Genomic DNA, 26,551 nt, shown 5'->3' on the forward strand with positions numbered 1-26,551 from the left:
AAGGGGATCTCGACATGAACCTGAAATCACTTCATCAGAGCCTGTTATTCGCCGTGTGTTTACTGCTGATTTCAGTTACAGCGTTACACGCAGAGCAGAAGATCTCCGCTGACCGACCCAATATCGTTTTCATATTGATTGACGATATGGGCTGGCCCGATCCTGTCAGCTACGGAAATCAGTTTCACGACACACCCCATATCGATCAACTGGCCAGCGACGGCGTGCGCTTCACTGATTTTTATGCTGCCTGCCCGGTCTGCTCTCCCACGCGCGCCAGTATTCAGGCAGGCCAATACCAGGCGCGACTGCATCTGACCGACTTCATCCCCGGCCACTGGCGTCCGTTCGAAAAACTGATCGTCCCTGAAAACGCTCCCCATCTGCCACTGGAAATCGTCACGCCAGGTGAACTCCTGCAATCTGCAAATTACAACACTGCCTATTTTGGCAAATGGCACCTGGGACCGGAATCACATAATCCGGACCAGCAGGGATACCAGACTTCGCTGGTTACAGGCGGTCGGCATTTTGCCCCCCGCTTTCGCACGACCCCTTCGACTAGGATTCCCAACAAGGCTTATCTTGCCGATTTCCTGACTGATAAAACGATTGAGTTTATCAGACAGAACAAATCAAAACCCTTCTTCGTCCAGCTTTCGCATTATGCCGTTCATATTCCGCTGGAAGCCAAACAACAGATGATCCGGAAATATCAGCAGAAACCCAAACCGGCTTACGGAATCAATAATCCCGTATACGCTGCGATGGTGGCACACGTGGACGACAGTGTGGGCCGCATCGTGGCTGCTCTGGAGGAATTGAAGCTGACTGAGAATACCGTGGTAATTTTCACTTCAGACAATGGTGGTCTGCGACAAAGTTTTTCAGGCGGAGACATTGTTTCCACAAACGCTCCCCTTAGAGATGAGAAAGGCTCACTCTATGAAGGAGGCATTCGAGTTCCACTGATCATCAAATGGCCCGGTGTCGCTGCCGCCGGTAAAACATGCGCTGAGCCAACTATCAGCATCGATTTCTGGCCAACCTTCGCCGAGATCGCACACACTACTCTGCAGGAACATCAGACCATCGATGGCTTAAGCCTGCTTCCACTCTTAAAAGATCCTTCCAGCCATCTCAACCGCGAGGAGATCTATTTTCATTACCCGCATTACCATCACTCGACCCCGGCCAGTGCCATTCGCGCAGGAGACTGGAAGCTGATTGAATTCTTCGCAGATGGAAACCTGGAACTATATAATCTCCAACAGGATCTTTCAGAAACCACTAATCTGGCAGCGAAGAATCCAGAAAAGGCGGTGGAACTGCAGCAGAAACTGGCAGACTGGAGAACCCGAACAGGAGCCGCCCTGCCCGTCAAAAACCCGAAATACGATCCCGCACGGGCCTCTGAGTTCTGGAATCGCCGCACAAATCAACCGGTACCTGAACGAAGAAAGACACGCATTGATCAGACAAACTGACCGTTGTGCTATCCATCCCTTGATTCTGCAGTCGCAAATCGAGATATTCTATTATATATATCTATAGTCTGTGCCCTTTGGGGTTCAGCAGAAAGCACTCGGTGCGTCATCTGAGTCAGCTGTAGTACTTCTTTATTTCTCATTTAGATCGTTAATTGAACATGTCTGCCGTCGCCCACTCCCCCCTGTTAAAATTACATCCCGAAGACAATATCGCCATCGCCCGCAATTCGGTCGGCGAGAATCAGGAATGTGAATTAACCGAAACAGAAAGTGTGACAACCCGGGAAGACATTGATCTGGGACATAAAGTCGCGATTAAACAAATCAACAAAGGGGAACCGGTCCGGAAATTCGGGCAGGTGATCGGCTTTGCCACCTGTGATATTGAACCCGGCGACTGGATTCACAGCCATAACCTGGCAGCAGGCGAACTAAGCCTGGATTACGCTTACTCGACTGATGTTCCTGCGCCTCCCGAGCCGATTACGGGCCGCACCTTTATGGGTTATCGGCGTCCCAATGGCAAAGCGGGCACCCGAAACTATCTGGCAATCGTCAGCACGGTGAACTGCTCTGCGACCGCATCCAAGTACATCGCCCGGGAACTGGCTCAAACCTCGCTCAAAGACTTCCCTAATATTGATGGAATCATCCCACTGGTTCACAAGGGGGGATGTGCAATGCAGTACGACGGAGAAGACCATCATCAACTGATGCGTACTCTGGGTGGCTTTGCGAAACATCCCAACATAGGCGCTTACGTCATTCTGGGACTGGGCTGTGAAACAGGACAAGGTGCTTTTCTTTCCGATTCAGAAGGTCTCGTGCAGCTTCCCAACCTGAAAGAGCAACCTGTAAACGCACCTCTGGTACTCAACATTCAGGATATCGGTGGAATTGCCAAAACAGTGAAGCAGGTTTCAGCTCTGCTGAAAGAATATCTGCCCCAGGTTAATGATGTCACCCGTGTACCGATTCCCGTCTCTGAACTGATTCTGGGTACTGAATGCGGCGGCAGTGATGGTAACAGTGGTGTAACCGCCAATCCTGCGCTCGGCATTGCCAGTGATCTGCTGGTCGCCCACGGTGCCACTTCGATTTTGGGGGAAACTTCCGAAATCTATGGCGGCGAACACCTTCTGACGAGACGGGCCATCACTCCGGAAATCGGAAAAAAACTCATCGAACGTATTCGCTGGTGGGAAGAATACACCGGAAAATTTGGTGTCGTCATTGATAACAACCCCTCTCCGGGTAACAAAAGAGGAGGCCTCACCACAATTTACGAAAAATCATTGGGAGCCATTGCCAAAGGAGGCAGCACCGCGTTACGGGAAGTCTATCGCTTTGCTGAACCTGTCACTGAAAAAGGCTTTGTGATTATGGATACGCCCGGTTATGACCCGGCCTCTGTTACCGGCATGGTCGCCGGCGGTGCGAATGTGGTCGCCTTCACTACCGGACGGGGTAGTTGCTTTGGCTGCAAACCGGTTCCCAGTATCAAAATTTCGACTAATACCCCCATGTTCGAACGCATGGAAGATGATATGGATCTGGATGCGGGCCGCATCCTGCATGGTACTTCTGTTGAACAGGTGGGACGGGAAATCTTTGAGTTGATCATTGAAGTTGCCAGTGGTAAAAAAACCAAAAGCGAGGTCCAGGGAATCGGAGATGAGGAGTTTTGCCCCTGGAGTATCGGCCCGGTCCTCTAATTTTGTCGTAATTACACAGAATCGGATCTGCGGACTTCTGATAAGTCAGCACTCTTTTACTGTTTCATTTCCCTAACCTTCGTCTTCATACACATCTCTTTATCTATCAATAGTTTACGACTACGCTCTACCGATTCAAACAAAATCGAGCGGAGTCTGTCTCAGGGAATCACACGCCTGGACAGTACACATGCGTCACCATAATAACTGTGCCCGTAAATCCGTCAGGACTATTGAAACAGGAAAATTCGGCATCTTCCGAATAATCGCTACAGTTTACCAGAAGCACTGTCCGATATAACCAGCAACAGACTCCGCGCTTTTCCGTATTAGACCGCGCGGATTGTTATCAAAGTTTCCGCTGTTTGTAAGGACGTATAGATGCGGCTTCTTCATTGGCTAGCACCGGTATTGAGCATCGTTCTCATCTCGCATGCACACTCAACAGTACATGCGCAGGGATATCCGCCCTCATACCAGGGAGCCGGGATGGTACAACCTGTATCATACGACCCCGGAAATCTTCCATATGCACGAACCATGGTACCACCACCGCCTGGATACTTTCAGCCGCCAGCCGGACCCTACGGGGCTCCGACTGCACCGGGAGTACCCATGAACGCTGGTCCCCAGGCACCCGTCAGTGCGTTTCCGCAAATAACTCCCTTCGAAAAGATGTTCCAACAACATCGCGTCGAGAGTGACGGGCTTTGGATGTACAATTCCAGTAATCATGGAAAACGACATTTCTTCAGCATGGAAGCTCTGTTCGGTCGCTATCGTCGACCAGGCAGCATGCGACTGGGTAACGACGGATCGATCTCCTACCTGGGCCTGGTAGAAGATGAACTGATTGATGCCACCGATGAAGAATTCTATGATCAATTCAGTGAAAACGAAGGTTTTAACTACTTCGATCAGACAACCTATGATGTCATACCAAATCTGAATGCACCTGGTGCCCGACTGCGTTGGGGCTGGACGAACGACGATGAAAGTGGATTTGAAATCGTGGGCTGGTGGTTGACACAGGCTGACACTTCATGGTCTGCGATTGAAGATTCTACCCATCAGCCAAATCCAGCGAATCAGGCGATTATGGATATTCTGCTGTCACCGCCTAATTATATTGATCCTTCCGGGACGGGAGTAGTCTCTTCCATCCCCGGCGTCACTACTGCCGAAATCAATACGGTTCTCCAGAATGAACTGATGAACCTGAGAGGCTTGCCTCTGGATGATGGTAGCGTGAATGGTGTCACAGTCCCTTATGACCTGGACTTCAACATTAAGGTTGTCAGTCAGGCATGGGGTACCAACGCCACCTGGATGTCCACTCCGTTTGTGGATAAGAAAGCCCTGAAGATCCGCGGACTCGCAGGAGCCCGATACATGCACGTCAGAGAAGCTTTCAGTTTTGTTGGTCGCGACAGTGGGCTGCTTTACAGTGATGCTACCAATATTGCCGGGATTCGTCCGGACCTGAAACTGTTCTCGCTTCCTTCAGGAACCGATGAAAACCAGGACGGAATCGTTGATAATGCGGGGGTAGTCGAAGATGACAGTACCGGAGGAGGTAGCACTGGTACTTCAACGGCTTTCTTTGTTGCTCCCCTGGATCCGGTAACTGGATTGCCAGTCACTCCCACTACGACTTATGTTAACAACGTAGTGCGAACCAATCTGGCTGGTCCGGAAATTGGTTTTCAGTTTGACCTGGGTGGCGAAAAATTCAAACTCTGGGGACAGACCAAGTTTGGCTTGATGGCAAACCAGGAAAAGATTCAGCTGAAAGGGGATAATGTCGGTATGATTATCCGGGCTGATCCCAATGATGTGGATCGTCCCAAAGCGTTGATTGATCCGACAGCAACTGATCCAAACCCGAACGCATTCACAGACACACAAAGTCACACACACGTTTCACCTCTCTTTGAACAATCGATCTTTGCAGAAATGGCACTCTTTGACAAAGTCCCTGTGCTCAAACGTATGAAACTGCTCGAAGAAGCGAAGCTGAAAGTTGGCTACACCTACATCGTGGCCGGAGATATCGCCAGACCTTATGAAAGCATTCTCTGGCAAGGGATGCCAACCAGAGGACTCTTCCCTTCGATCGACTTGAAACGCGAGACCTGGAGTGTCGGGACCTGGAGTGTCGGTCTGGACTGGAACTACTAGAACGCATCACAATTAACCATAGCGTCTCTCTATCGAATATACTCAGTCCAACTGGCCCTGGAGACGCTAAAGTAAAACTGGACACAGTCTAGAGTATTCCACTGACAAAATGAAACAACATCACCGGCCGGGAATCAGACTTCCCTGCCGGTTTTTTATTTAATCCGGGTCAGGACTACATCACCCAGCGAACTATTATCACCAGGGTAGACCCGGTCTTCTCCTTCTGCCTGAAACCAGATATCAAGTAACCCGGTCCCGGCTTTCAGTTCGAACTCGGCCGCAGATTCCCCGGGTGACAGGAAATCATGCAAAGTCCTGCCCTGCCAGTTCACAGACAGCCTGCCAGGCTTCGCTGTTTTTCGATTGATCTTGATTCGATATAACCCGGATCGGACGATTTTCACCATCCAGCCTTCTGACACCCCCTTTTGGAATGAGCCATCCTGATAACGGCACAGGATGCTGGGATTCTCCTGCTCCCGATCAATCACGATCAGACCCGGTTCAAAATTTCTTGTTGCTTTCATTTCTGAAAACCAGTCCTCATATTGCTTAAGTAAAGCCTTTACCGTCTCAGGATGCGAATGCAGCACGTTCTTCTGCTCCCCTGGATCTGTCGAAAGATCATAGAATTCCAGAACAGGTTCTGCCTGCAGTAGTAGATTTTCGGTTCCAAAAGTACCAGGGTAACCTGCCAGTTTGAATCGTTCCGTCACCACGGCATAATTCTGATAGCGTTGTGGCGTCAAACCTCGGTGCACCTGGAAAAACAGACTTCGTGCCGGCAACTTCTCTTTTCTGCCTGTCAACAGTGGTGACAGATCGACTCCATCCAACTTAAGAGATTCGGGACAACGTGTCTCCGTCAGTGCCAGTAACGTTGGCATCAGATCGATATGCGCAGCGATCTGATCTATTTTCTCTCCTTCCCGAAAATGACCAGGCCATTGCGCCAGACAGGGAACCCGGATCCCCCCTTCATAAGTCCAGGATTTCCGCCCGCGCAGACCTCCGGTATACCTCTTCTGCTGTGGACCGTTATCCCCCAGAAACAGAACCACTGTCTTCTCTGCCAGAGCAGATCGTTCAAGATGCGACAACAGCTTCCCGATGTTTTCATCCAGATTCGTAATCATTCCATAAACACGGGCGGTTGTTTCATCAAGTCCCTGCCGTTGATAAGGTTTCCAGTAAGATTCAGCAATTTCCAGAGGCGTATGGGGAGCATTCGTTGCCAGATAGACAAAAAACGGTTTTTCTGTTTTTGTCTGCCGATCGATAAAGTCCAGAGCTGCATCAAAAAACACGTCCGTACAATATCCAGTTGACTGAAACGCGACTCCATTCTTCCACAGCTTTGGATGAAAATAACTGTTGGGTTGGTCGGGACTCTGACCAATTCCCCCACTCTTATGAATCAGCGATTCCGCAAACCCCTGATCCTGCGGCCGCATCGGATAATTATCTCCCAGATGCCATTTCCCGAAAATCCCGGTCTGATAACCCGCCTGCTGCAGCAGCTCAGCAACCGTGACTTCTTCCCCCTGCATTTTTGCTCCGCCACGCGAAGTATGAATGACTCCCGTGCGATAATAGTTACGTCCTGTTAACAGGCTGGCGCGCGTTGGTGCACAGACAGGACTGCAATAGAAGCGGGTCAACTCTATACTCTTTTCCGCCATCCGATCCAGATGCGGCGTATTGATTTTCAAATTCCCGCGAAACCCCACATCCCCATACCCCTGGTCGTCCGTCAGAATGACGATCACGTTGGGACGGCTCTCAGCGCATAAAGTTCCCTCGCAGCCGAACGAGTATGACACCAGTAACAGAAAGCCTGCAAACCACTTTACGGTAGAGATAGTAAACTGATTCATTATTACTCCGGGTAATGTATGAGGACGTTGTTACATAAAAATAAGCCTACATCATACTCTGTTCCGGGTTTCATCCGAAAAAAAGGTTGTCGAGCTATGACTGATGCTTTACGATACATCTAATAACCGCGTTCTCCAGGCGGAGTCTCCTGTCATGAAACTCATAATTACCGGCTGCAGTATGATTATCTGTCTGATGGCAGTTCATATCGAAACTGCTGAAGCGCAGGCCGTTAGAATCCAGCAACCCATCGTACAACAATTTTCAATGGGAACAACACTCACTGTTCCTGATCGAGGGTCAGCTTTGCTGGGAGGGATTCGATCAGGGGCCATTCATTCCAGACAGAGTGGTCCGTTTCGCAGCGGTTCCCGCTACGGTCACTCTTTTCAGAGTTCGACCAGCAGTGTCGGTGTCTACATCCACGATTTTGAAGCCATGGACCAGATGCTGCTCAATTCTGCTCCCCGCATCTTACGCAACTCCCGGAATGTTCCTTCAGCGCACCATCACTGGCGAAACCAGCTACTGAATCAGACGGCTTCCAGTCACCCAGCAGGCAGATCACTTTCGTCTTCGGAAACAAATTCAAATGCCAGTGAAATCAGACAGTCGAAAGCAGAGCGTTTTTATCAATTGGGACAACTGGCGGAGAAAAAACACTCCACGCCTGCGATTGCGATCCTGCATTATCGGAATGCGGAAAAGTATGGCAGCACCAGAGCGGCAGTTCGTTTGCAGGAACTGACGACCACCAGCGCAGAACGGATCTTGGACGGGAAGCGAAACGACGCAGAATAAACCAGCGGTCAGGCAGCTTCTTCTTCAGCCATAAAGATTCGATTGGGAAGATGCACCTTGGCATAGCGTTCACCACGTGCGTCATAAAAGTAGACCATATTAGAATCAGATGCCCAGATAGCTCCCAGTCGTACGCTTCGCGGGCCATTGATTGAGAACTGCAGCCCACAACTGCGTCCACGCCGTATCAGAGACATCTCTGTCATCGAGAACTGCTCTTCCAGCAGATTCTCTTTTTCACACAGCGTTTTATGAATAAATTGTCGCAGTTCGTTAAGTGACTGGATGTTATCTACACTGAAACTCATTCACTATCCCTCTCGCAATAATTCTCGTTCACCTGTTTTTTCAGTGAAGTGAGCGGCCCGCTCACTATTTGTCTAATCCCAAATCAGCAGGTTGACCTGACGAGTATCGTCCAGCCAGACTGGCATCTGTCAGAAGAGTTGAGATGCCCGTCTCTTTGTTAAAATTTGAGCAGATGATGAATTTTCTGTATTCGTTACAAGAGAGAACAATTTCCCGGAATTCCATCAAATTCAAAAAACCGGACTGAAGACCAGCACAGTAACAGGGTCTGACTTTCTGAAGTACAGTCCCTCACCGGTCCGGATTCTTTTATCTAATCAGAACAGCTGCTTCACTTTACTGTCCGGGAGATCCAAAGATCCCTGCTCAACGGATCGTTTTTTCTGAACAACAGGGAAAATCCTGATATCCCTTAAATTTACCGAATATAAAATAGTTTGTATGATAGAAACTGATGCAAACTGCAATTCAACTTATTGTCCAGAATTGGCTCAACCAAATTACTTCTCTGAAGGACTTCCTGAAGTGCCCGTTATCTCAGCTCAGTCTCTGCAAAACTTTACCGAATCTCTCCTGCTCAAGGGAGGCGCGAACGAAGAAGAAGCGCGGATCGTCTCCCATAGTCTGGTCGACGCCAATCTGCTGGGTCACGACTCCCACGGCGTGATGCGTCTTCCCTTTTATCTGGGACGCGTGAAAGAAGGAATCCTGAAAGCAGGTGAGAAACTGCAGATTCTCAACGAAACTCCCGCAGCGATTACCGGTGACGGCTGCTGGGGATTTGGTCAGACCGTCATGCACGATCTGATGAATCGTTTGATTGAAAAAGCGGGAACACTGGGCGTTTCCTGTGGCACACTGAAACGTGCTTCACACATCGGTCGCCTGGGAGAATATGCAGAAATGGCTGCCGCCAAAGGGATGGCATCCATCATCTGCGCTAATACACACGGCTCTGCCCCCCGCGTTGCTCCGGTAGGGGGAAAGCGACCTCGACTGGGTACCAACCCCATCTGTATCGGCATGCCCGGCGGTGCAGAAGGTCCTTTCGTACTTGACTTCGGTACATCAGCCACTGCAGAAGGTAAAGTTCGCATCAAAAAGATTGCAGGTGAACAGGTTCCTCCCGGACTGATTCTGGACCCCGATGGAAATCCAACAACTGACCCCAACATGCTCTACGGTGATCCTCCAGGCACGATTCTCCCTATGGGCGGAGACCAGGCATATAAAGGCTTCGGACTCTCTTTCATGGTAGAAATGCTCTGCGGTGCGCTCTCAGGCGGACAATGTGCCTTTCCTGACCCGCCACCACCACAGGGAAACTGTGTGTTCGTTGTGGTCATCGATCCCGGCCACCTGGGAGGCCAGAACCATCTGATGAACGAAATTAGCAATCTGGAGAAATACGTCAGAAGCGTCCCTCTCAAAGAGGGAATCAGTGAGGTCTTCCTGCCAGGCGATCCGGAAAAGAAAACCGCGGCCACACGCAAAACATCAGGGATCTCTCTGGACAAAGGAAACTGGGAAGCCTTATCCAATCTTGCTGCCGAACTGGGTGTTCCTGTACCAGAAGTCCAGGGATAGTCTGTATTCAAAAATGGAAAACGAAACGGATCAGAATCAGAACCCCGACGCGCGGTTGTATGTTCCCGTCAATGAGACAGACAACATCAACCTCATCGTGAAACGCTCGTCTTCCAAAGAATACTGCTTTTCCAAATCTCCCGGGCAGGACCACTTCCACCTGTTAATGCATGGTGAAATCGTGGTGACAAACGGCCACGAACTCTACTGCGTCGACTGTGCCATCAGGCATGGTTTCCTGACCCGGGACCGTTTGAACTGGCAGCATCGGAAAACATAAACCCCCACGTAAAACTCAGAGAATCGGTGGGGGTCAGGCATTCACAGGCAGAATCGTTGTGGCTTTCATGTAGTCCGAGGCGTACTCCACATCCGGTTCCAGTTGTACCAGATGCTCTGCTTCAGACCACCATTCAATGGCCTGCTCCTGGGTCCAATCATCAACTGGCAAGGTTTTCAATGCCGCGCTCAGTTCTTCAGCACTCTGGTATCGATCCTCTGGTTTTTTCTCCAGACATTTCAAGATGAATGCTTCCAGTTCTTCCGGGATCTGCGGATTAATTGAAGTGGGAGGAATCACTACCTGACTCGCATGGGCAAAGATGACCTTCAACGCATTTTCGCCATCGAAAACGGGTTTACCCGTCAACAAGTAGTAGGCACTGGCTCCCAGCGAATAAATATCGGACCGGGGATCGGGTGTACCATCTCCAGTCACTGCTTCAGGACTGGTATAAAGGGGTGACCCAACGACTGCACCTTCCATTGTGAGATTCAGCGAATCTACATTCGAACGATTATCCTTGACTAGTCCAAAATCCAGCAGTTTGGCAACATCGTACAGCCCGCCACGCTCGGCTGAAAAGATATTGCCCGGTTTGATATCTCGATGAATCAGTCCTTTATGATGTGCTTCCGCCAGCGCAGAACAGACCTGCTTCAACAGGTAGACAACCCGTGCCGGAGGCAATACGCCAAATCGCTCGACTATTTCCTGCAGGTTCAAGCCGGGCAAAAACTCCATGACATAATAGAACGTTCCCTCTTCCGTATGACCGTAATCATAGATTTCAATCGTATTGGGATGTGTCAACCCCGCAGTCGCCTGTACTTCACTCTCAAACCGCAACAGGACGTTTTCATCGTCCACTTTATCCCGCCGAATCAGTTTAATCGCACACGGGCGTTTCAGCAGACGATGTTCTGCAAGATAGACTTCTCCCATCCCCCCACTGCCAACCTGTTTGCGCAATGTGTACATACCGATGCTTTTCGCGTCGAACGCTTCACGTCTCAAACTGCCCACACGATGTGATCCATAGACGGCGGTACTGGCAGCGATCAACAGCAGAATGATCATCTCAGACAATCCGCCTGAGTAGAGCACTTCCGAAACCTGGGGCACCTGCATCCCGGTCATCATAGCTCCGGCAATCGGGCTGATCACCATCAGACTTACCACAGAGATCACCCCCCGCAGGGAGTTGGGAATGAAAAACCCGTAGGTATAGATCAGGATCATCCAGGGGAATACCGTACGCAACGGAAACGCAAACGCCACCTTGCCCAGCAGTACGGGATCACAGGCGCACAGTTCACAGAAATGCCACCAGATAAAAAAGGCAGCAGGTGTGCCGAAAGTAATTGCCTCGCAAATCCTCAAACGCCACAAACACATACAGGGTTTCAACCAGAGAACCCCCGAGACGACAAACAGAATTCCCGTCACGATCGAATCCAGAATCAGCATTTCCTGACCATGCGAGTCGTCAAACTCACCCAGCCACAATCCTCGTATCAGAAACGCCAGAGAAGCCAGAGCCAGCAATAGAGATGCCATTCTCAGTCGACTCAGCAGCAGGAGTCGTCCCTGCTCCTGAAACATACCGGAACCACGTGATACGACACCGGCATGCGGACAGAACTTGCCCGCCTCTTTTTTGAATTCCTCGGGTATCAATGTAGCTAAAGCCGGAGTCTTCGCCCCCGCGTGTTGTTCAGAACCCATCCTCAATGTCCCAGACATGATCAATTATTGTGAATGCAAACTGCGGATCAGAATTAGCGAGCCTCTCTCAAGTCCAGAAACAGCCAATCCCGATGCATTTGTCTCCCATGACACTCAAAACATGATCCGGATCTGCGTTTCATGGGGAAAGAATATAAATAACTGACCACATCGCACAGATAATTTTGCTCTATTATACGCGGTTCAGGAAATGAATTACAGTACTTTTTGATCGCGTCCCATAAATAATAAATAGAACTCATAAGCTATTTCCTGATAGATGCTTACAAAAATGCTTCATATCCTGAACTCACTCAGCCAACGATCGGTGAAATTAGATTTAATGATTCAAATCAGATGGCCCCAAAACCTCAATAAAACTAACCCCTCTTTTTTTTCTGATAGCATTCTCCCAGATGAACCATCATCTCCAGCGCCAGTAGATCAGCCCGACTCATCACATGGCGGGAACTGCGATTTCCCAGGCCTTTGACAATCAACTCAACACACTGCAGATGGAATTCAAGAACCTGTGGAGGAGTTAAGTCTGCAGCCGCCAGTAATTCCGCAATCTGAAGGATTTCATCCTTCAGGTTTCCCGCTCCCATGATCACATAAGTCCGTAATAATTCGTGATAATAATCTCGAACCTCAAACGGAATCTGCGGAAGTTCTACTGGCGGATCGGATTTGTGGAGCCCTGATGTTCCCGGCAGTTCTGAATCAGACTGCTGATCACTTAAGACATCTGGATAAACCAGGTTCTGCAGTTCTTCGACCATTGATCGCTGTTGATTCAGGAGCCGCTCTGCTTCATCCCGCTCGCGAATCAGACGCCGGTGTTTTTCCACCTGCAATTGATGGTTTTCTTCGCACAGTTGCTGCATGGATAAGGCACGTTGCACGACACTTAACAGCGCGGGTGACTCCCACATTGCAGTCGAAACGAGCACTTCCGCCTGATTTTCACAAGCAGCCTGAGTAACCTGATCATCCGGGCCAGCCAACAGGAGTATGGCAGGCTCATGGCAACCGCTGATTCGAATCGCATTCAAAAGTTCTAATCGAGACTTTCGGGTTTCACTATCGATCTCGATCAACAAACAGTCATAGCTGTCGTTTCGCAGTTGAGTTAAAGCTTCCTCTGCTGTGGATACCCATTCAAAACGCGGTTCACTACAGCCAATCGCATCCAGGCGCAATGCCAGCCCGACCCAAACCGGTCGGACCCTACTGATAAACAGAGCTTTAAAACCAGAAGGAATCGGCTGCTGTAAAAAACGATCCGATGATTGTTCCGTATTCTCGGTGTAGGCGGAATCTGCCTCTGTTTGCGGAAATCCGGCAAATGAGTCCGCGTCGATCAGATTGTGCTTATCATGTTTCACGCTCATTATCGGGCCTGTCTGCTGGCAGGACTATAGAGTTTTTTAAAGAGAATTGTCAATATGAACTCGCTGCAACCGCTGCCTTTACAGGAAGTTATGCTTTGCCGGCACATCCCGGTTCACTGAATGCCCCAGACCGGCGGCAGCCTCAGGCTCAAAATCGAAAAACTCACGTAAAAACAGAAAACGGGGCTAAAATATCAGCGATTCTGCATTGAAAACCGGTCCTTCAACACAAGTCCGCCGATAATCCCACTCATCATCGCTGATCCGGACTTTCGCCACGCAACTGAAGCAGGCACCAAAGCCACACGCCATCGGAGTCTCCAGAGACAGCCAGCAGGAAATTCCCGCCTGCGAAGTAATTCTGCTGACCGCTTCCATCATCGGCTCCGGTCCGCAACAGAAAACAGTTGCTGGCGGTGAATCGCTTTCGATTTGCTGTTGTAAGAGTTCGGTCACAAAGCCTTGATGCCCATACGAACCATCGTCGGTTGCCACTGAAACATCCAGTCCCTCCAACTGAAAATCATCCAGACCTGCCAGGTACTCTTTTGAACGCGCGCCGTATAGCAGGCTCACACGCTCCGGCAGTGCAGACAGTGTCTGCTCGGGTTGACCGTATTTCCGCAGACCCAATGCCTGCCGCGCCGTAGCCAGAAACGGGGTCTGCCCGATTCCACCTGCTACCATGACCAGTGAACCACTGCCCGGGTATGGAAACCCATTTCCCAGAGGTCCCCAGATTTCGACTCGATCTCCGGGTTGCCAGTGCGTCATCCGCGACGTCAGTTTTCCAACGACGACGTAACCAAAATCGAGTCCGATTGCCGTTCCGTTTTCATCCAGACAGGTATCATACAACGCGAAAGGCCGTCCCAGCAGTGGATCATTGACTCCCGGTTCCCGCACCATGAAAAACTGACCGGGTAATATCACTTGAGCCACTTCAGGACATTCAAGACGCAATCGATATGTGTCCTGCGCCATGCGTTCCTGCTCAACCACACGGGCTGAAAGATACTGGGGAGTTGCACAATTGCTGAATTGTGAAGACTCTGTCATTTTCGCTTTCCTTGACGTGTCCGTTTTTCCGCAACATCGCCGATGATTCTACGTCCTGTTGTTTTCGGTTTCGAGGAGTCTGCTGCAGGTTTTCGCCCCGTGGAAACGGATCGTTTTCCCCCCGTCTTTTTTCCGCCTGAAATTCTCTCTGAAACAGATTTACCAGCAGCTGCCCCCCGTTCCCCTGATCGTTTACCCACAGATTTACGAGGCGCCCGCGTTTTCGCAGGAGCGGCATTTTTCTTCCCCTTACGGTGACGGATGTCCGGAGAATGTTTCTCATTTAACAATTGTCGTAATTTTTTCAACTCCGTGTCACTCAAGCGCCGGGATTCCCCAGTTTTGAGTTTTCCCAGATTCAATGGGCCAAAGCGGATCCGCACCAGTTGGATGACCTTGTGACCGATTCGCGCCATCATGCGACGAATTTCACGATTCTGTCCTTCATGCAGCGTTAATTCAAGAAAGGCGCTCTTACCCTGTTTTTTGAGATACTTGAGACCAGAGACCCGAAACACGCCTTCTTTAAAACGAACTCCTTTCCGAAGTTCGTCCAGTTTTTCGCGTGGCGGGTTACCCACCACCTGCACATGATAAGTGCGAGCAACACGATACCGGGGATGCGCCAGCCGCTGGGCCAGTTCGCCATCATTGGTTACCAGGATCAACCCTTCACTGTTTTCATCCAGTCGCCCCACGGTAAACAACCGCTGACCGTCATTCGGAAACAGATCAACCACCCGTCTCCTGCCGGCAGGGTCGTTATTGGTACAGAGAAACCCGGATGGTTTATTCAGCAGATAATAACGACGTGGCTGCAGTCGAACACGCTCGCCATCTACTTCGATGAACTGCGTCTCCGGATCGATCTTCGCCCCTAACTCCGTGATAACATCGCCATCAACGCTCACGCGCCCGGTTTCGATATATTCTTCGCAATGACGCCGGGAGCCCAGACCTGTGGCAGCCAGAAACTTCTGTAATCGGATCAGGTGACTCTCGTCATCGACTGAGGGTTCTTCGGGCTGGGTTTGCGGATCGGAATCGGGACTCATGATTTTTCAACTATGGTGAAAAGGGAAACGTAAGGTAAAGGCGTTTTCGCCTGTGTTTCTTATAACACAGCAGGCGCGCGATACCAATTATGCTGCAGGGTTTCTTTACAGGGAACTCAAAGGATTTCCGGAATATCCGGTATTTCCAGCTTTTGTTCCTCTATCGCTTCCCGCATTCGCTGCAGTGACCGGATTGTCAACTGTCGAACCCGTTCGGTACTGACGCCCAGGTCTTCTGCAATCTCACGAAATTTTTCGGGTGTGTCTGATTGCGCAAGACCAAACCGACGTTTCAGAATGACCTGTTCCCGTTCATCCAGAGTGTGTAATACCTTCTGCAAAACATCGTCAATGTTCTGATGGTAGGTTTCATGTGACCGCATTGTCGAACGGATATCGCTCAATCCCAGCGCCAGAGTTTCCGCACCATTCAAAAAGGTTTTGCGGTATTTTCGCCCTTTTTTTGTAGTCCGAAACAGAAAATTACGCACTGCCCAGGTCCCGTAGGTACTGAACCGGTTACCACGATCGACATCAAATATCTCCACGGCCCGAATCAGCGGCAGATGGCCATCGCTGACGATATCTTCGAACAGGTTAGCGCGATCCGTCAGATTTTTAGCGATCGAGACCACCAGACGCAGATTGGCCTGAATGATGTAATTTCTAAGACGCCGCGCGTCTTTCAGCTTTTGTTCAATCCGGTCTAACAGACCGATGCAGGGAGATTTGAGATCAATCTGTGACTTCAATTTCTCAGCACGGTATTTGAGGTAGTTCATACCACGAAAGAGTATGACTTCCTGTTCTTTATCCAGCAGAGGGACTGCATACAGCTGTGCCTGCTGGAAATCAAACTCCGACAATTCGTAGTCTGAATCCGTATTGAGTGCTGCACACAAATTCTGAAGTGGTTGCAGAATTTCATCGCTGGCGGCATTATTCTCAAAACGCTCACTGTAGACGTATTCGATCTCAGTCGCATAAATCTGCTCAGCTCGTTTCTGAAGCTCACGCGTGACGCAGACCTTCCTCATGCGGGCTGCTTTTTTGACGGCCAGCAATTCACACTGACAGGACTTCGACTGGTCTGCAAGAATCGCCCGCTCACCCAGTTGGGAGAATGAATCTTCCTGCAGGAAATCAGCCATGGATGTACTGTACATGAAATAGAAACTCGTTCGTGTGATGCTGACACAAATCGCGATCTTCCTTCAGAGACGCTGCGCTCATACTAGGGAATCTGATTTGATAAAACAATTTTAACAGATAGAATTGTTAAAAATGAGCGATAATTAATGATCTTAAGACCAGATAATAAGTTGTGGACACTTCGGGTTCTGCTTTTCACGGCAGAAGTTTTGACCAGTCAAAACACAACTGAGTATTATTACACCAACAGGAATTCTGAGACGGACTCACGCCATATTCAACAACAGCCGATCAATAAAATAAGGGGTGAACTCATTCGTGTTCCCTGGAATCCATTTCACAATCCCCTTCCCATTTTCCTCAAAATTTCCTTCCCATACCCTGTCTCAGTTCTGTTTGCCGTTTGCTATGTCTATTAAAGAGTTTAGACCCGTTACTTTGACTCGCAAAACAGACTGAAATTAGTTAGCATTTCCCTAACTGAGATCCGTTGCAGCATCCTCAACTCTAAACCGGAAGCTGAACGATCTTAAAAAAGAACCGTGACAGTTCCCTTACTCACGGTGCATTCCTAGAATTGTTGAGAACTCATCTGCGTGATTTCTGCCAGGATGGCTACAGTCAGTGATCTAAGAGAAGTTACGCTCATCGAAAATACTTAAGCAGGTTGAAAGAACCATATCTCATGGTAGAACAGACAGTTACAGGTGCAGTGCCTGGAGTCGATCCGGCGGAACTCGAAGAATGGTTTGAATCGCTGGATGACCTCATCATCCGATACGGAAAAGAACGAGTCAAAAATGTATTGGCGATCCTGCAGGAACGCGCCTACCGTCAAGGCGTGACAATGCCCTTTACGGCCAACACACCTTACATCAATACCATTCCCGTTGACGAGCAGACACCGTTCCCCGGTAACCGTGAGATTGAACGACGCATCAAAAGCATCATCCGCTGGAATGCGATGGCCATGGTTGTGCGTGCCAACAAATACCATGACGGCATCGGCGGACACATCTCAACCTATGCTTCTGCTGCCACACTCTGGGAAGTGGGTTTCAACCACTTCTTCCATTCCCGGACGGAAGATCACTCCGGTGACGTTGTCTACTTTCAGGGACACGCTTCTCCAGGTGTCTACGCCCGCGCCTTCGTCGAAGGTCGTCTGACAGAAGAAAACCTGGAACGTTTTCGGCAGGAACTTCCCCGTGGCGGTGGATTGTCCTCCTACCCGCACCCCTGGCTGATGCCTGAATTCTGGCAGTTCCCTACTGTCTCCATGGGTCTGGGACCTATTATGTCCATTTACCATGCACGCTTTCTGCGTTATCTGCATAACCGTGGCATCATGGATACATCGAAATCCAAAGTCTGGTGTTTCGTCGGCGATGGAGAAACGGATGAACCCGAAACACTGGGCGCGATCACACTCGCATCCCGCGAACACCTTGACAACCTGATCTTTGTCATCAACTGCAACCTGCAGCGTCTGGATGGTCCCGTTCGTGGTAACGGTAAAATCATTCAGGAACTGGAAGCCGCCTTCCGTGGTGCCGGCTGGAACTGCATCAAAGTCGTCTGGGGCAGTGACTGGGATCCTCTGCTGGCTGAAGATGAAGATGGTCTGCTCGTGAAACGGATGGGGGAAGTCATCGACGGGCAGTACCAGAAGTACGTCGTCGAACCCGGTTCCTACATCCGCGAACACTTTTTCGGGGACAATCCCGAACTGGCTAAAATGGCAGAACACCTGTCTGATGACCAGCTCAAACGCATGAAACGTGGCGGTCATGATCCAGAAAAAGTTTATGCCGCTTTTAACGCTGCTGTAAACCACACTGGCTCCCCCACCGTAATCCTGGCGAAAACCATCAAAGGCTACGGTCTGGGTGAAGCAGGCGAAGGCCGCAACATCGCTCACAATGTGAAAAAGGCTAACGAAGAAGAACTGAGAGATTTCCGATCTCGGTTTGGTATCCCCATTCGCGATGAAGACGTCAAAGACACCCCCTTCTATCGACCGGATGAAAACAGTCCCGAAATGCAGTATCTGCAGAAAAAACGGGAAGAACTGGGTGGTTATCTCCCCAAGCGCACGCCCACCGAAGAACGGTTGGAAACTCCAACTCTGGAATCGCTCGATAAATTCCTGACAAGTATGGCAGGGAAAAAAGGCTCCACCACCGGTGCTTTCGGCATCCTGCTGGGTAACCTGCTGAGAGACAAAGTGATTGGCAAACGCATTGTACCCATCATTCCGGATGAGGCCCGTACTTTCGGGATGGAAGGCCTCTTCAAACAGTGTGGGATCTATGCCAGCCAGGGACAACTGTATGAGCCGGTCGACCGCGATCAGTTGATGTACTACAAAGAAGCGAAAGATGGACAGATCCTGGAAGAAGGCATCAATGAAGCAGGAGCCATCTCCTCGTTCATAGCAGCTGGTACTGCCTATGCCAACCAGGGCGTCAATATGATTCCCTTCTATGTCTATTATTCCATGTTTGGTTTCCAACGTGTCGGCGACCTGGTCTGGGCCGCCGCCGATTCCCGTACCAAAGGCTTTATGCTCGGCGGTACTTCCGGGAGAACCACTCTCAATGGAGAAGGTCTGCAGCACCAGGACGGACACAGTCACGTCATGGCTTCCACAGTACCAACACTCCTGGCATACGATCCTGCTTATGCTTTTGAGCTGGCAGTTATCATCCAGGAAGGTCTGCGTCGCATGTATCAGGAAGGTGAAGAGATCTTCTATTACCTCTCCGTCTATAATGAAAACTACGAAATGGCACCGATGCCCGAAGGCGATCATGTCGTCGAAGGTATCATTAACGGAATTTACAAGTTCCGTGCTCAGGAAGTCGAAAAACCGGCTACTTCGATGCGGCCTCAACTGTTTGGTAGTGGTCCCATCCTGCGTGAAGTACTGCGGGCCCAGGAAATTCTGGCGGAACAGTTTAATATCGCGACAGACGTCTGGAGTGTCACCAGCTACAACCAGCTGGCCCGTAATGTGAAAGACGTGGAACGTGAGAACCGGCTGCACCCGGATGCTGAGCCACAGAAATCGTATCTGCAAACGACATTTGAAGGAGTTGCAGGTCCCTTTATCGCTTCCAGCGATAACATTAAACTCGTCGCCGACCAGATCCGTGAGGACATCCCTGGAAATTACTGTGTCCTGGGAACCGATGGCTTCGGTCGCAGTGAAACCCGTGAATCACTCAGACGTCATTTTGAAATTGATGCAGAAAATGTAGTGGTCGCGACACTGGTCTCTTTAGCCGAAGAAGGCCAGTTCGATAAATCAAAACTACCTGCCATCATCAAAGAACTGGGAATCGATCCAGAGAAAGTAAATCCTCGGCTCGCTTAATTCTCATACCAACAGGTTTTATTGAAGCATTACCAACAAGAAGATAGAACACAAAACTATGGCTACTGAATTTAAACTTCCTGAAGTGAGTGAGGGTGTCGAGACAGCAGATGTCGGGCAAATCTCCGTCGCAGTAGGCGATACAGTGGAGCAGGGACAGGTTCTGATGGACATCGAAACCGACAAGGCGGTGGTCCAGCTGGAATCGCCTTACTCAGGGACCATTGAAGAGCTCAAAGTTTCTGAAGGCGATTCGGTATCGATTGGTGCCGTTTTACTGTTGATCAATGAATCCAACGGTGATGCATCCGCTCCTGCCAAAGAAGAAAAATCGGCAGAAACCAAGGCTGAAGAACCGGTAGCAGAAGAGCCAGAGACGGCCCAGAAAGAACAGTCGGTTGAGGAAGAATCGAAGGAGAAGCCCAGACAGGAAAGCAAGTCGGCCTCCCAGCCGGCAACGGCTCCAGTGCGGCCAGCGGATACAGATTCATCGGGTAATAAAGCACCTGTTCCCGCCGGACCTGCGACCCGCAAACTGGCACGTAAGCTGGGCGTCGATCTGTATCAGGTCAGTGGCTCAGGTCCCGGTGGACGTGTTACTCAGGAAGACGTCGAAGACTACGTCAAAAACCTGATTGCCAATGGTGGACCTTCCAGCGGTGGCGGTGGAATCGCCGTACCTCCGCTGCCGGACTTCACTCAGTTTGGAGAAGTCGAACGCAAGAAACTCAACAAACTGTCGCGTGTCTCTGCCAAAAACCTCAGTCTGTCCTGGCAGGTCATTCCGCACGTCACTCAACATGACCTGGCGGATATCACTGACCTCGAAACTGCGCGAAAACTCTTTATCTCCAAGCCCAATTATTCGGGTCCCAAAGTTACGATGACCGCGCTGGCCATGAAAGCCATCGCTATCGCTCTGCACGAATATCCGAGTTTTAACTCCAGCTTCGATTCGCAGACCGATGAAATTGTCTACAAGAACTACATCAACATCGGTGTCGCCGTTGATACCGAAAATGGACTGGTTGTCCCTGTCGTGAAAGATGTTGACAAGAAAAACATCATCACCATTGCCAACGAAATGAATGCGCTGGCTATCAAAGCGCGTGATCGCAGACTCGAAATGAATGACATGCAGGGCGGAACCTTTACCATCACCAACCTGGGTGGACTTGGTGGAACGTCCTTTACGCCAATCGTCAATTATCCTGAAGTCGCCATCCTGGGTATGTCACGTTCGCGACATGAATTCCAACTGCTGAATGATAGTCCTGTTCCCCGCCTGATGCTGCCTCTGTCGTTGTCCTACGACCACCGGGTCATCAACGGTGCAGACGCTGCTCGATTCATCGTGCGTCTTTCCAGTTTGCTCTCTGATCCGTTCAATCTGCTGGTTGACTGCTGAGATCGTTATCTACACTGAAGTAATTCAATAAGAGGTTTATCGATATTATGTCTGGATCAGCTACCAGAGAAACGGATATTGTTGTCATCGGCGGTGGCCCCGGCGGTTATCCAGCCGCATTTGAAGCTGCCGACAAAGGCTACAAAGTCATTATGGTCAATGATGACGTTGCCCCCGGGGGTGTCTGCCTGAACCGGGGTTGTATTCCTTCCAAAGCACTGCTGCATGTCGCAAAACTGATCAATGAAACCAGAGAATCCGCTGAGTGGGGCATTACCTTTCAGAAGCCGGAAATCAACCTCGATCAGCTCCGGGACTTCAAAAACAAGGTCGTCACACAATTGACCGGCGGAATCGGGCAACTCGCTGGCGCCCGCAACGTGGAAATCCTCAAAGGCTTCGGCCGTTTCAAAGATGCCAACTCCGTCGAAGTCACAAAACAGGATGGAACAACCGAAACCATTCAATTCAAATACGCGATTGTCGCCACAGGTTCCTCACCAGCTGTGCCTCCCGTCTTTGATCTGGATGATGATCGGATCATGGATTCTACCGGTGCCCTGGAACTGGCCGACATCCCCACAAAACTGCTCGTCGTTGGCGGCGGTTACATCGGTCTGGAGATGGGCAGTGTTTATGCCGCCCTGGGCTCGGAAGTAACGGTTGTGGAAATGACAGGCGGACTTCTGCCCGGTGCAGACCGTGATCTGGTGCGCCCGCTGCAGAAACGGCTTACCGAAAGTTTTGCGGCCATTCACCTGAATACCAAAGTCGAAAAACTGACTCCCGGTGATAACGGAATCACAGCCGACTTGAGTGGTGAAGGGGTCGAACCCCAGCAGGTCTTCGACCGTGTGTTGATTTCGATCGGCCGTCGTCCGAATAAAAAAGGCATCGGCTTCGAGAATACGAAACTGGAGCTGGACGAACGCGGTTTCATCAAACACGATGCACAGCAGCGAACTGCCGAGCCTCACATCTACGCGATTGGTGATATTGCCGGCGAACCGATGCTGGCACATAAAGCCACCCGTGAAGCCAAAGTCGCCATCGAAAGCATAGCCGGTGAATTCGGCGAGTTCGATAACATCGCCATTCCCGCGGTTGTTTTCACCGACCCGGAACTCGCCTGGTGTGGTGTGACCGAGCAGGAAGCCAAAGACCAGGGACTGGATGTGGAAATCACTCGTTTCCCCTGGGCTGCCTCAGGACGGGCTCAGACTCTGGGCCGCACGGAAGGCCTCACCAAAATGATCTTCGACAAAAAAACCGGGCGTGTGCTCGGCGTCGGGATTGTCGGACCGGGTGCCGGTGAACTGATTGCGGAAGGCGTAATGGCTGTCGAAATGGCCGCGGTCGCAGAGGACGTCGCCGAAAGCATTCATGCACATCCCACGCTCTCGGAGACCCTGATGGAAGGAGCAGAAGCCTTCACTGGTCAGGCGACGCACATGTATAAACCCAAAAGAAAATAATCGACTCTCCGACCTGCAGGCGACTCAGTCTGCAGGCGGATTTATTGAGAATAGGAACCAGCATAAAGGGCGTTGTTGAATGCGATTTCATAAACGATCAACGACGCCTTCTTATTTCAGTCGCCGTGATCAGGTTCGGCTGTTTCGACTGGTTGCCGCTCTGGGTGTCATTTTTTTCGCGATGCTTTATGCTTCACGAGAACAAAACTGGTACTGGCTCACGGGACGCCCTGCAGACGAGCCTGCTCGACAGCAGGCCAAAGAGCCCCCCCGCGCAATTGACTTCAGCGTCAGGGAAGAATCACCGCTGAAACCAGACGAATTTCGCTCAGAACCAGCGTCTGAAATCGAAGTACCTGAAAAAGTCATCGCCCGGCTGGAAACCGGTGAATATGATGTACGTGTTGATCCCCGCTTGTTGAATCCTGTCTCAGACAGTAACCTGGGTATCCGTACTCATGAAGTAAACGCTCTTTATTATCTGCTGGCTAAAGCAGCAGCCATCCCGCAAAACGTCCTGGAACAGTCGGCAGAACCGGCGCCCCCTTTTGTTGTTGTCATGACAGAATCTCCCCAGTACCGAGGATCACTGATGACAGTAAAGGGTCACTTGAAACGACTCAAATCTGTTTCTGTAGAAAAAAACACGTACGGAGTCGATTCCCTTTACGAGGGTTGGTTTTTCTCAAAGGATTCCGGCACTCATCCCTGGCGAGTCTTCTGCACTCAACTCCCGGCTGGGATCCCAAAGGGTGAGGATCTCGCTGAGATGCCTGAAGTTCAGATCACCGGATATTACTTTAAAAAATCTGGTTATCTCTCTGCAGCCGGTAAGCTTCAGACGGCACCATTGCTGATTGCCCGCCAGATCCGCTGGTTCCCACCAACGAACCAGCCCGCCCCCTCATCTTCAGGAGCAGTCAAATACATTGTCAGCCTGTTTCTGGTCATCAGTATCACGTTGGTTTTTCTGATCTGGAGATTCATGGTCAGCGATCAGAAATTTGCCCGCAGTCGAACCGCGAAACTGATGCAGCGCCCTGACATGTCGATGGACAGCCTGAAAGATATCGAGACCGTCGACATTAATGATGTGCTCAAACAGATGGGACAGCAGAAACAAGATCCGCCAGCTGGTTCAGATCAGCCAGATGAGCAGAAATAGGCAGAGGTCGGATTAAGCTACCTGCATTTGTATCGCTTCATCAATCGCGGCAAACACGGTATCACACAACTGCTCAACCAGTTCAGCGGGCATTCCAGGAGCCGGCATAAGAATCACCACATCGCCCAGCGGACGCACAATCACGCCGTTCTTTCTCGCAGCCAGGGTCACCTGGTGTCCTAAACGAAGCTCTGCTGGAAAAGCAGTCCGGGTTTCACGATCCGCGACCAGTTCTATACCGACCATCACTCCTTTATGGCGAATTTCTCCCACGTAAGGATGCTCCTTGAGTTCTGCCAGCCGCTGTGTCAATACTGCAGAAGTCTCCCGAACGTTATCCAGCGTCCTGTTCTCATCAAACAGCTTCAACGTCGCCAGGGCCGCGGCACATGCCAGGGAGTTCCCCGTATAAGTATGCCCGTGGTAGAAGGCATTGTAGTCGGTATGAGCGCCCTCGAAAGCAGCCGCAATTTCATCCGTTGCCATCGTCACCGCTAACGGCAGATAGCCGCCGGTGATTCCTTTCGCCAGACACAGAAAATCAGGAGTTACTCCTTCCTGCTCACAGGCGAACATGGTCCCGGTCCGCCCCAGGCCTACTGCTACTTCATCGGCAATCAGTGGAATTCCATACTGACGAGTCAGCTCCCGCACGCGTTTCAGATATCCAGCAGGATGCATCAACATCCCGGCTGCCCCCTGCACGAGAGGTTCAATTACAAAAGCCGCCAGTCGCTCATGATTTTCTGCAAGCAGTCGTTCTAACTCAGCAAAGCAGAATTCAAGATAGCTTTCTTCTGTATATCCCTCGGGACGGTGGTAAGCGACAGGACACGGAATCTGTACCGATTCAAACAGCAGTTTGCCGAAGATCTGATGAAAAATTGAAATCCCGCCAACACTCACCGAACCAATCGTATCGCCATGATAAGCGTGCTGCATACAGGCAAACAAATCACGAGTCTGTGAATCGGCGGGCGATTTGTTTGCGTGATACTGAAACGCCATCTTCAGCGCAATTTCCACCGCTGTCGATCCACTGTCAGAATAAAACACCTTTGTCAAATCAGCGGGCGTCCGTTTTACCAGTTCCTCTGCCAGTTCGATTGAGGGGACGCTCGCCAGCCCGAGTAATGTCGAATGTGCAATTTGATCCAGTTGAGCGCGAATTGCCTGGTCCAGTTCAGGCACGCGATGTCCGTGCACATTGCACCACAGTGACGAAACTCCATCCAGGTACGAACGTCCGTCCGTATCGATCAGAAAGAAACCATCGCCTGATTCGATGATTGGTACCTCTTCATCGCGATGCCCCTGCATCTGGGTAAAGGGATGCCAGACATGCTCATTATCGATGTTACGTAACTCGTCAGACTGCATTGTTCCACTCGGTTCTGATTCGTGCGCGGTAATTAAAAACAGAAAGAGCCACGTCGATGGAGCGTGACTCTTTCACTGATACTTCAAAATCTGAAACGGGATTAACCAGGCAGCAGATCGCGAACGACATCGCGTTCATCCCGCAGTTCCTGTAAAGTCGCTTCAAACTTGGCTTGAGCAAAATCATCATGCTCCTGACCTTCGACGATTTTCCAGGTAGTTCCATCACTGGTCAGTGGGTAACCACAGATCAGGCCTTCATCAACTCCGTAACTGCCATCACTGCAGACAGCGGCTGAGAAGCTTTCGCCCAGCGGTGTCGGTGTGATAATGCTCTTAATGGTATCAAGGGCAGCGTTCGCAGCAGAAGCGGCACTGGAAGCGCCACGGGCCTGAATAACGGCAGCACCACGTTTTTGCACAGTTTCAATGAATTCGCCGCGCAACCAGTCATGGTCTTCAATAATTTCAGGAACCGGGTTACCGTGGATGGTAGCATGATAAAAATCAGGGAACTGAGTTGCTGAGTGATTACCCCAGATGTTCATGTTCTTAACCGCAGAAACAGGTTGACCTGCTTTCTTGGCGATCTGGGTCATGGCACGATTCTGATCCAGACGGGTCATGGCGTACCAGCGATCACGGGGAACTTTGGGAGCATTGCTCATCGCGATCAGACAGTTGGTGTTACAGGGATTACCGACAACCAGAACCCGCACATCCTCAGCGGCTGCTGCTTCGATTGCCTTACCGGTGCTGGTGAAAATGGGACCGTTAATCCGGATCAAGTCGCCACGTTCCATGCCGGCTTTACGGGGAATACTTCCGACGCAGACGACAAAGTTACAGTCTGCAAACGCATCTTCCAGGTGGTCGCTGTCCGCTTTGACAACACCAGCCAGAGTTGGGAAGGCACAGTCGTCAAGCTCCATCTCAACTCCGTCCAACGCAGACAGCATCGGAGGAATTTCCACAAGATGCAGAATGACAGGCTGATCAGGGCCAAAAATTTCCCCGGAAGCCAGGCGAAACAGCATGGCATAACCAATCTGGCCAGCTGCCCCGGTTACCGCAACTCGAATCGGATGAGTCATCTCTAAAGCACTCCTTAA

Annotated in this window: 19 protein-coding genes; 10 read left to right on the forward strand and 9 right to left on the reverse strand. The window is 50.5% G+C overall.

What is annotated here, in order from left to right; all coding sequences use genetic code 11:
- Nucleotides 1-14: 14 nt before the first annotated feature.
- The 3 genes from GmarT_RS17495 to GmarT_RS17505 all read left to right on the forward strand — a co-directional run bounded on the left by GmarT_RS17495 (nt 15) and on the right by GmarT_RS17505 (nt 5,386).
- Nucleotides 15-1,487 (forward strand): sulfatase, encoded by a 1,473-nt coding sequence (locus tag GmarT_RS17495; RefSeq protein ID WP_002645638.1) that lies wholly within the window; start codon nt 15-17, stop codon nt 1,485-1,487.
- 161 nt (nt 1,488-1,648) lie between these two features.
- Nucleotides 1,649-3,205, forward strand: coding sequence for a UxaA family hydrolase (locus GmarT_RS17500; protein WP_002645637.1), 1,557 nt, complete (start codon nt 1,649-1,651; stop codon nt 3,203-3,205).
- A 381-nt stretch (nt 3,206-3,586) separates the two neighbouring features.
- Nucleotides 3,587-5,386, forward strand: a complete 1,800-nt coding sequence (locus GmarT_RS17505) for a hypothetical protein (protein ID WP_149303040.1) — start codon at nt 3,587-3,589, stop codon at nt 5,384-5,386.
- 155 nt (nt 5,387-5,541) lie between these two features.
- Here GmarT_RS17505 and GmarT_RS17510 read toward each other — a convergent pair whose 3' ends face one another.
- On the reverse strand, nt 5,542-7,266 hold the full coding sequence (locus tag GmarT_RS17510) for an arylsulfatase (RefSeq protein ID WP_002645635.1): 1,725 nt from the start codon (nt 7,264-7,266) through the stop codon (nt 5,542-5,544).
- A 154-nt stretch (nt 7,267-7,420) separates the two neighbouring features.
- Here GmarT_RS17510 and GmarT_RS17515 point away from each other — a divergent pair, with 154 nt between their 5' ends.
- Nucleotides 7,421-8,068 (forward strand): hypothetical protein, encoded by a 648-nt coding sequence (locus GmarT_RS17515; RefSeq protein WP_002645634.1) that lies wholly within the window; start codon nt 7,421-7,423, stop codon nt 8,066-8,068.
- Nucleotides 8,069-8,076: 8 nt separating this feature from the next.
- On the opposite strand, the gene GmarT_RS17520 is transcribed toward GmarT_RS17515, so the two are convergent.
- Nucleotides 8,077-8,376: a hypothetical protein gene (locus tag GmarT_RS17520; protein ID WP_002645633.1), complete on the reverse strand. Its 300-nt coding sequence runs from the start codon at nt 8,374-8,376 to the stop codon at nt 8,077-8,079.
- 526 nt (nt 8,377-8,902) lie between these two features.
- Here GmarT_RS17520 and GmarT_RS17525 point away from each other — a divergent pair.
- Together GmarT_RS17525 and GmarT_RS17530 are read left to right on the forward strand one after the other, a co-directional pair.
- Nucleotides 8,903-9,964, forward strand: coding sequence for an Ldh family oxidoreductase (locus tag GmarT_RS17525; RefSeq protein ID WP_052301241.1), 1,062 nt, complete (start codon nt 8,903-8,905; stop codon nt 9,962-9,964).
- A 13-nt stretch (nt 9,965-9,977) separates the two neighbouring features.
- Nucleotides 9,978-10,244 (forward strand): hypothetical protein, encoded by a 267-nt coding sequence (locus GmarT_RS17530; protein ID WP_002645630.1) that lies wholly within the window; start codon nt 9,978-9,980, stop codon nt 10,242-10,244.
- 33 nt (nt 10,245-10,277) lie between these two features.
- Here GmarT_RS17530 and GmarT_RS17535 read toward each other — a convergent pair whose 3' ends face one another.
- The 5 genes from GmarT_RS17535 to GmarT_RS17555 all read right to left on the reverse strand — a co-directional run bounded on the left by GmarT_RS17535 (nt 10,278) and on the right by GmarT_RS17555 (nt 16,646).
- A complete protein-coding gene (locus tag GmarT_RS17535) occupies nt 10,278-11,972 on the reverse strand; it encodes a serine/threonine protein kinase (RefSeq protein WP_002645629.1) in 1,695 nt (564 codons plus the stop codon).
- Between the two features lie 380 nt (nt 11,973-12,352).
- On the reverse strand, nt 12,353-13,366 hold the full coding sequence (locus tag GmarT_RS17540) for a DNA-binding transcriptional response regulator (RefSeq protein ID WP_002645628.1): 1,014 nt from the start codon (nt 13,364-13,366) through the stop codon (nt 12,353-12,355).
- Nucleotides 13,367-13,552: 186 nt separating this feature from the next.
- Complete coding sequence (locus GmarT_RS17545) at nt 13,553-14,425, reverse strand: dihydroorotate dehydrogenase electron transfer subunit (protein ID WP_002645627.1); 873 nt, start codon at nt 14,423-14,425, stop codon at nt 13,553-13,555.
- On the reverse strand, nt 14,422-15,480 hold the full coding sequence (locus GmarT_RS17550; protein ID WP_002645626.1) for a pseudouridine synthase: 1,059 nt from the start codon (nt 15,478-15,480) through the stop codon (nt 14,422-14,424). Before GmarT_RS17550 ends, GmarT_RS17545 begins: the two co-directional genes overlap by 4 nt.
- 116 nt (nt 15,481-15,596) lie before the next feature.
- The gene (locus tag GmarT_RS17555; protein ID WP_002645625.1) at nt 15,597-16,646 is read right to left on the reverse strand and encodes a sigma-70 family RNA polymerase sigma factor; all 1,050 of its coding nucleotides are present in this window, start codon (nt 16,644-16,646) and stop codon (nt 15,597-15,599) included.
- Between the two features lie 671 nt (nt 16,647-17,317).
- Between GmarT_RS17555 and aceE the strand changes: the two genes are divergently transcribed.
- The 4 genes from aceE (at nt 17,318) to GmarT_RS17575 (ending at nt 24,059) form a co-directional block, all read left to right on the forward strand.
- Nucleotides 17,318-20,011, forward strand: a complete 2,694-nt coding sequence (gene aceE, locus GmarT_RS17560; RefSeq protein WP_002645624.1) for a pyruvate dehydrogenase (acetyl-transferring), homodimeric type — start codon at nt 17,318-17,320, stop codon at nt 20,009-20,011.
- Between the two features lie 58 nt (nt 20,012-20,069).
- The gene (locus tag GmarT_RS17565) at nt 20,070-21,419 is read left to right on the forward strand and encodes a 2-oxo acid dehydrogenase subunit E2 (RefSeq protein ID WP_002645623.1); all 1,350 of its coding nucleotides are present in this window, start codon (nt 20,070-20,072) and stop codon (nt 21,417-21,419) included.
- Between the two features lie 47 nt (nt 21,420-21,466).
- Entirely contained in the window at nt 21,467-22,894 is a 1,428-nt protein-coding gene (gene lpdA / locus GmarT_RS17570) for a dihydrolipoyl dehydrogenase (protein ID WP_002645622.1), read from the forward strand.
- Between the two features lie 79 nt (nt 22,895-22,973).
- Entirely contained in the window at nt 22,974-24,059 is a 1,086-nt protein-coding gene (locus GmarT_RS17575) for a hypothetical protein (RefSeq protein ID WP_002645621.1), read from the forward strand.
- Nucleotides 24,060-24,071: 12 nt separating this feature from the next.
- On the opposite strand, the gene bioA is transcribed toward GmarT_RS17575, so the two are convergent.
- Both bioA and GmarT_RS17585 read right to left on the reverse strand, forming a co-directional pair.
- Nucleotides 24,072-25,439: an adenosylmethionine--8-amino-7-oxononanoate transaminase gene (gene bioA, locus GmarT_RS17580; protein ID WP_002645620.1), complete on the reverse strand. Its 1,368-nt coding sequence runs from the start codon at nt 25,437-25,439 to the stop codon at nt 24,072-24,074.
- A 101-nt stretch (nt 25,440-25,540) separates the two neighbouring features.
- Complete coding sequence (locus GmarT_RS17585; protein ID WP_002645619.1) at nt 25,541-26,533, reverse strand: malate dehydrogenase; 993 nt, start codon at nt 26,531-26,533, stop codon at nt 25,541-25,543.
- Between the last annotated feature and the right edge of the window lie 18 nt (nt 26,534-26,551).

This window comes from Gimesia maris (genome assembly GCF_008298035.1).
Taxonomy (GTDB): Bacteria; Planctomycetota; Planctomycetia; order Planctomycetales; family Planctomycetaceae; genus Gimesia; species Gimesia maris.

What these genes read in the sequence shown, in the direction of transcription:
- GmarT_RS17510 (WP_002645635.1), bottom strand. Translation starts at nt 7,266, where the DNA reads ATGAATCAGTTTACTATCTCTACCGTAAAGTGGTTTGCAGGCTTTCTG.
- GmarT_RS17540 (WP_002645628.1), bottom strand. Translation starts at nt 13,366, where the DNA reads ATGAGCGTGAAACATGATAAGCACAATCTGATCGACGCGGACTCATTT.
- GmarT_RS17530 (WP_002645630.1), top strand. Translation starts at nt 9,978, where the DNA reads ATGGAAAACGAAACGGATCAGAATCAGAACCCCGACGCGCGGTTGTAT.
- GmarT_RS17585 (WP_002645619.1), bottom strand. Translation starts at nt 26,533, where the DNA reads ATGACTCATCCGATTCGAGTTGCGGTAACCGGGGCAGCTGGCCAGATT.
- bioA (WP_002645620.1), bottom strand. Translation starts at nt 25,439, where the DNA reads ATGCAGTCTGACGAGTTACGTAACATCGATAATGAGCATGTCTGGCAT.
- GmarT_RS17545 (WP_002645627.1), bottom strand. Translation starts at nt 14,425, where the DNA reads ATGACAGAGTCTTCACAATTCAGCAATTGTGCAACTCCCCAGTATCTT.
- GmarT_RS17555 (WP_002645625.1), bottom strand. Translation starts at nt 16,646, where the DNA reads ATGTACAGTACATCCATGGCTGATTTCCTGCAGGAAGATTCATTCTCC.
- GmarT_RS17550 (WP_002645626.1), bottom strand. Translation starts at nt 15,480, where the DNA reads ATGAGTCCCGATTCCGATCCGCAAACCCAGCCCGAAGAACCCTCAGTC.
- GmarT_RS17565 (WP_002645623.1), top strand. Translation starts at nt 20,070, where the DNA reads ATGGCTACTGAATTTAAACTTCCTGAAGTGAGTGAGGGTGTCGAGACA.
- aceE (WP_002645624.1), top strand. Translation starts at nt 17,318, where the DNA reads ATGGTAGAACAGACAGTTACAGGTGCAGTGCCTGGAGTCGATCCGGCG.
- GmarT_RS17575 (WP_002645621.1), top strand. Translation starts at nt 22,974, where the DNA reads ATGCGATTTCATAAACGATCAACGACGCCTTCTTATTTCAGTCGCCGT.
- GmarT_RS17515 (WP_002645634.1), top strand. Translation starts at nt 7,421, where the DNA reads ATGAAACTCATAATTACCGGCTGCAGTATGATTATCTGTCTGATGGCA.
- lpdA (WP_002645622.1), top strand. Translation starts at nt 21,467, where the DNA reads ATGTCTGGATCAGCTACCAGAGAAACGGATATTGTTGTCATCGGCGGT.
- GmarT_RS17495 (WP_002645638.1), top strand. Translation starts at nt 15, where the DNA reads ATGAACCTGAAATCACTTCATCAGAGCCTGTTATTCGCCGTGTGTTTA.
- GmarT_RS17535 (WP_002645629.1), bottom strand. Translation starts at nt 11,972, where the DNA reads ATGGGTTCTGAACAACACGCGGGGGCGAAGACTCCGGCTTTAGCTACA.
- GmarT_RS17505 (WP_149303040.1), top strand. Translation starts at nt 3,587, where the DNA reads ATGCGGCTTCTTCATTGGCTAGCACCGGTATTGAGCATCGTTCTCATC.
- GmarT_RS17500 (WP_002645637.1), top strand. Translation starts at nt 1,649, where the DNA reads ATGTCTGCCGTCGCCCACTCCCCCCTGTTAAAATTACATCCCGAAGAC.
- GmarT_RS17520 (WP_002645633.1), bottom strand. Translation starts at nt 8,376, where the DNA reads ATGAGTTTCAGTGTAGATAACATCCAGTCACTTAACGAACTGCGACAA.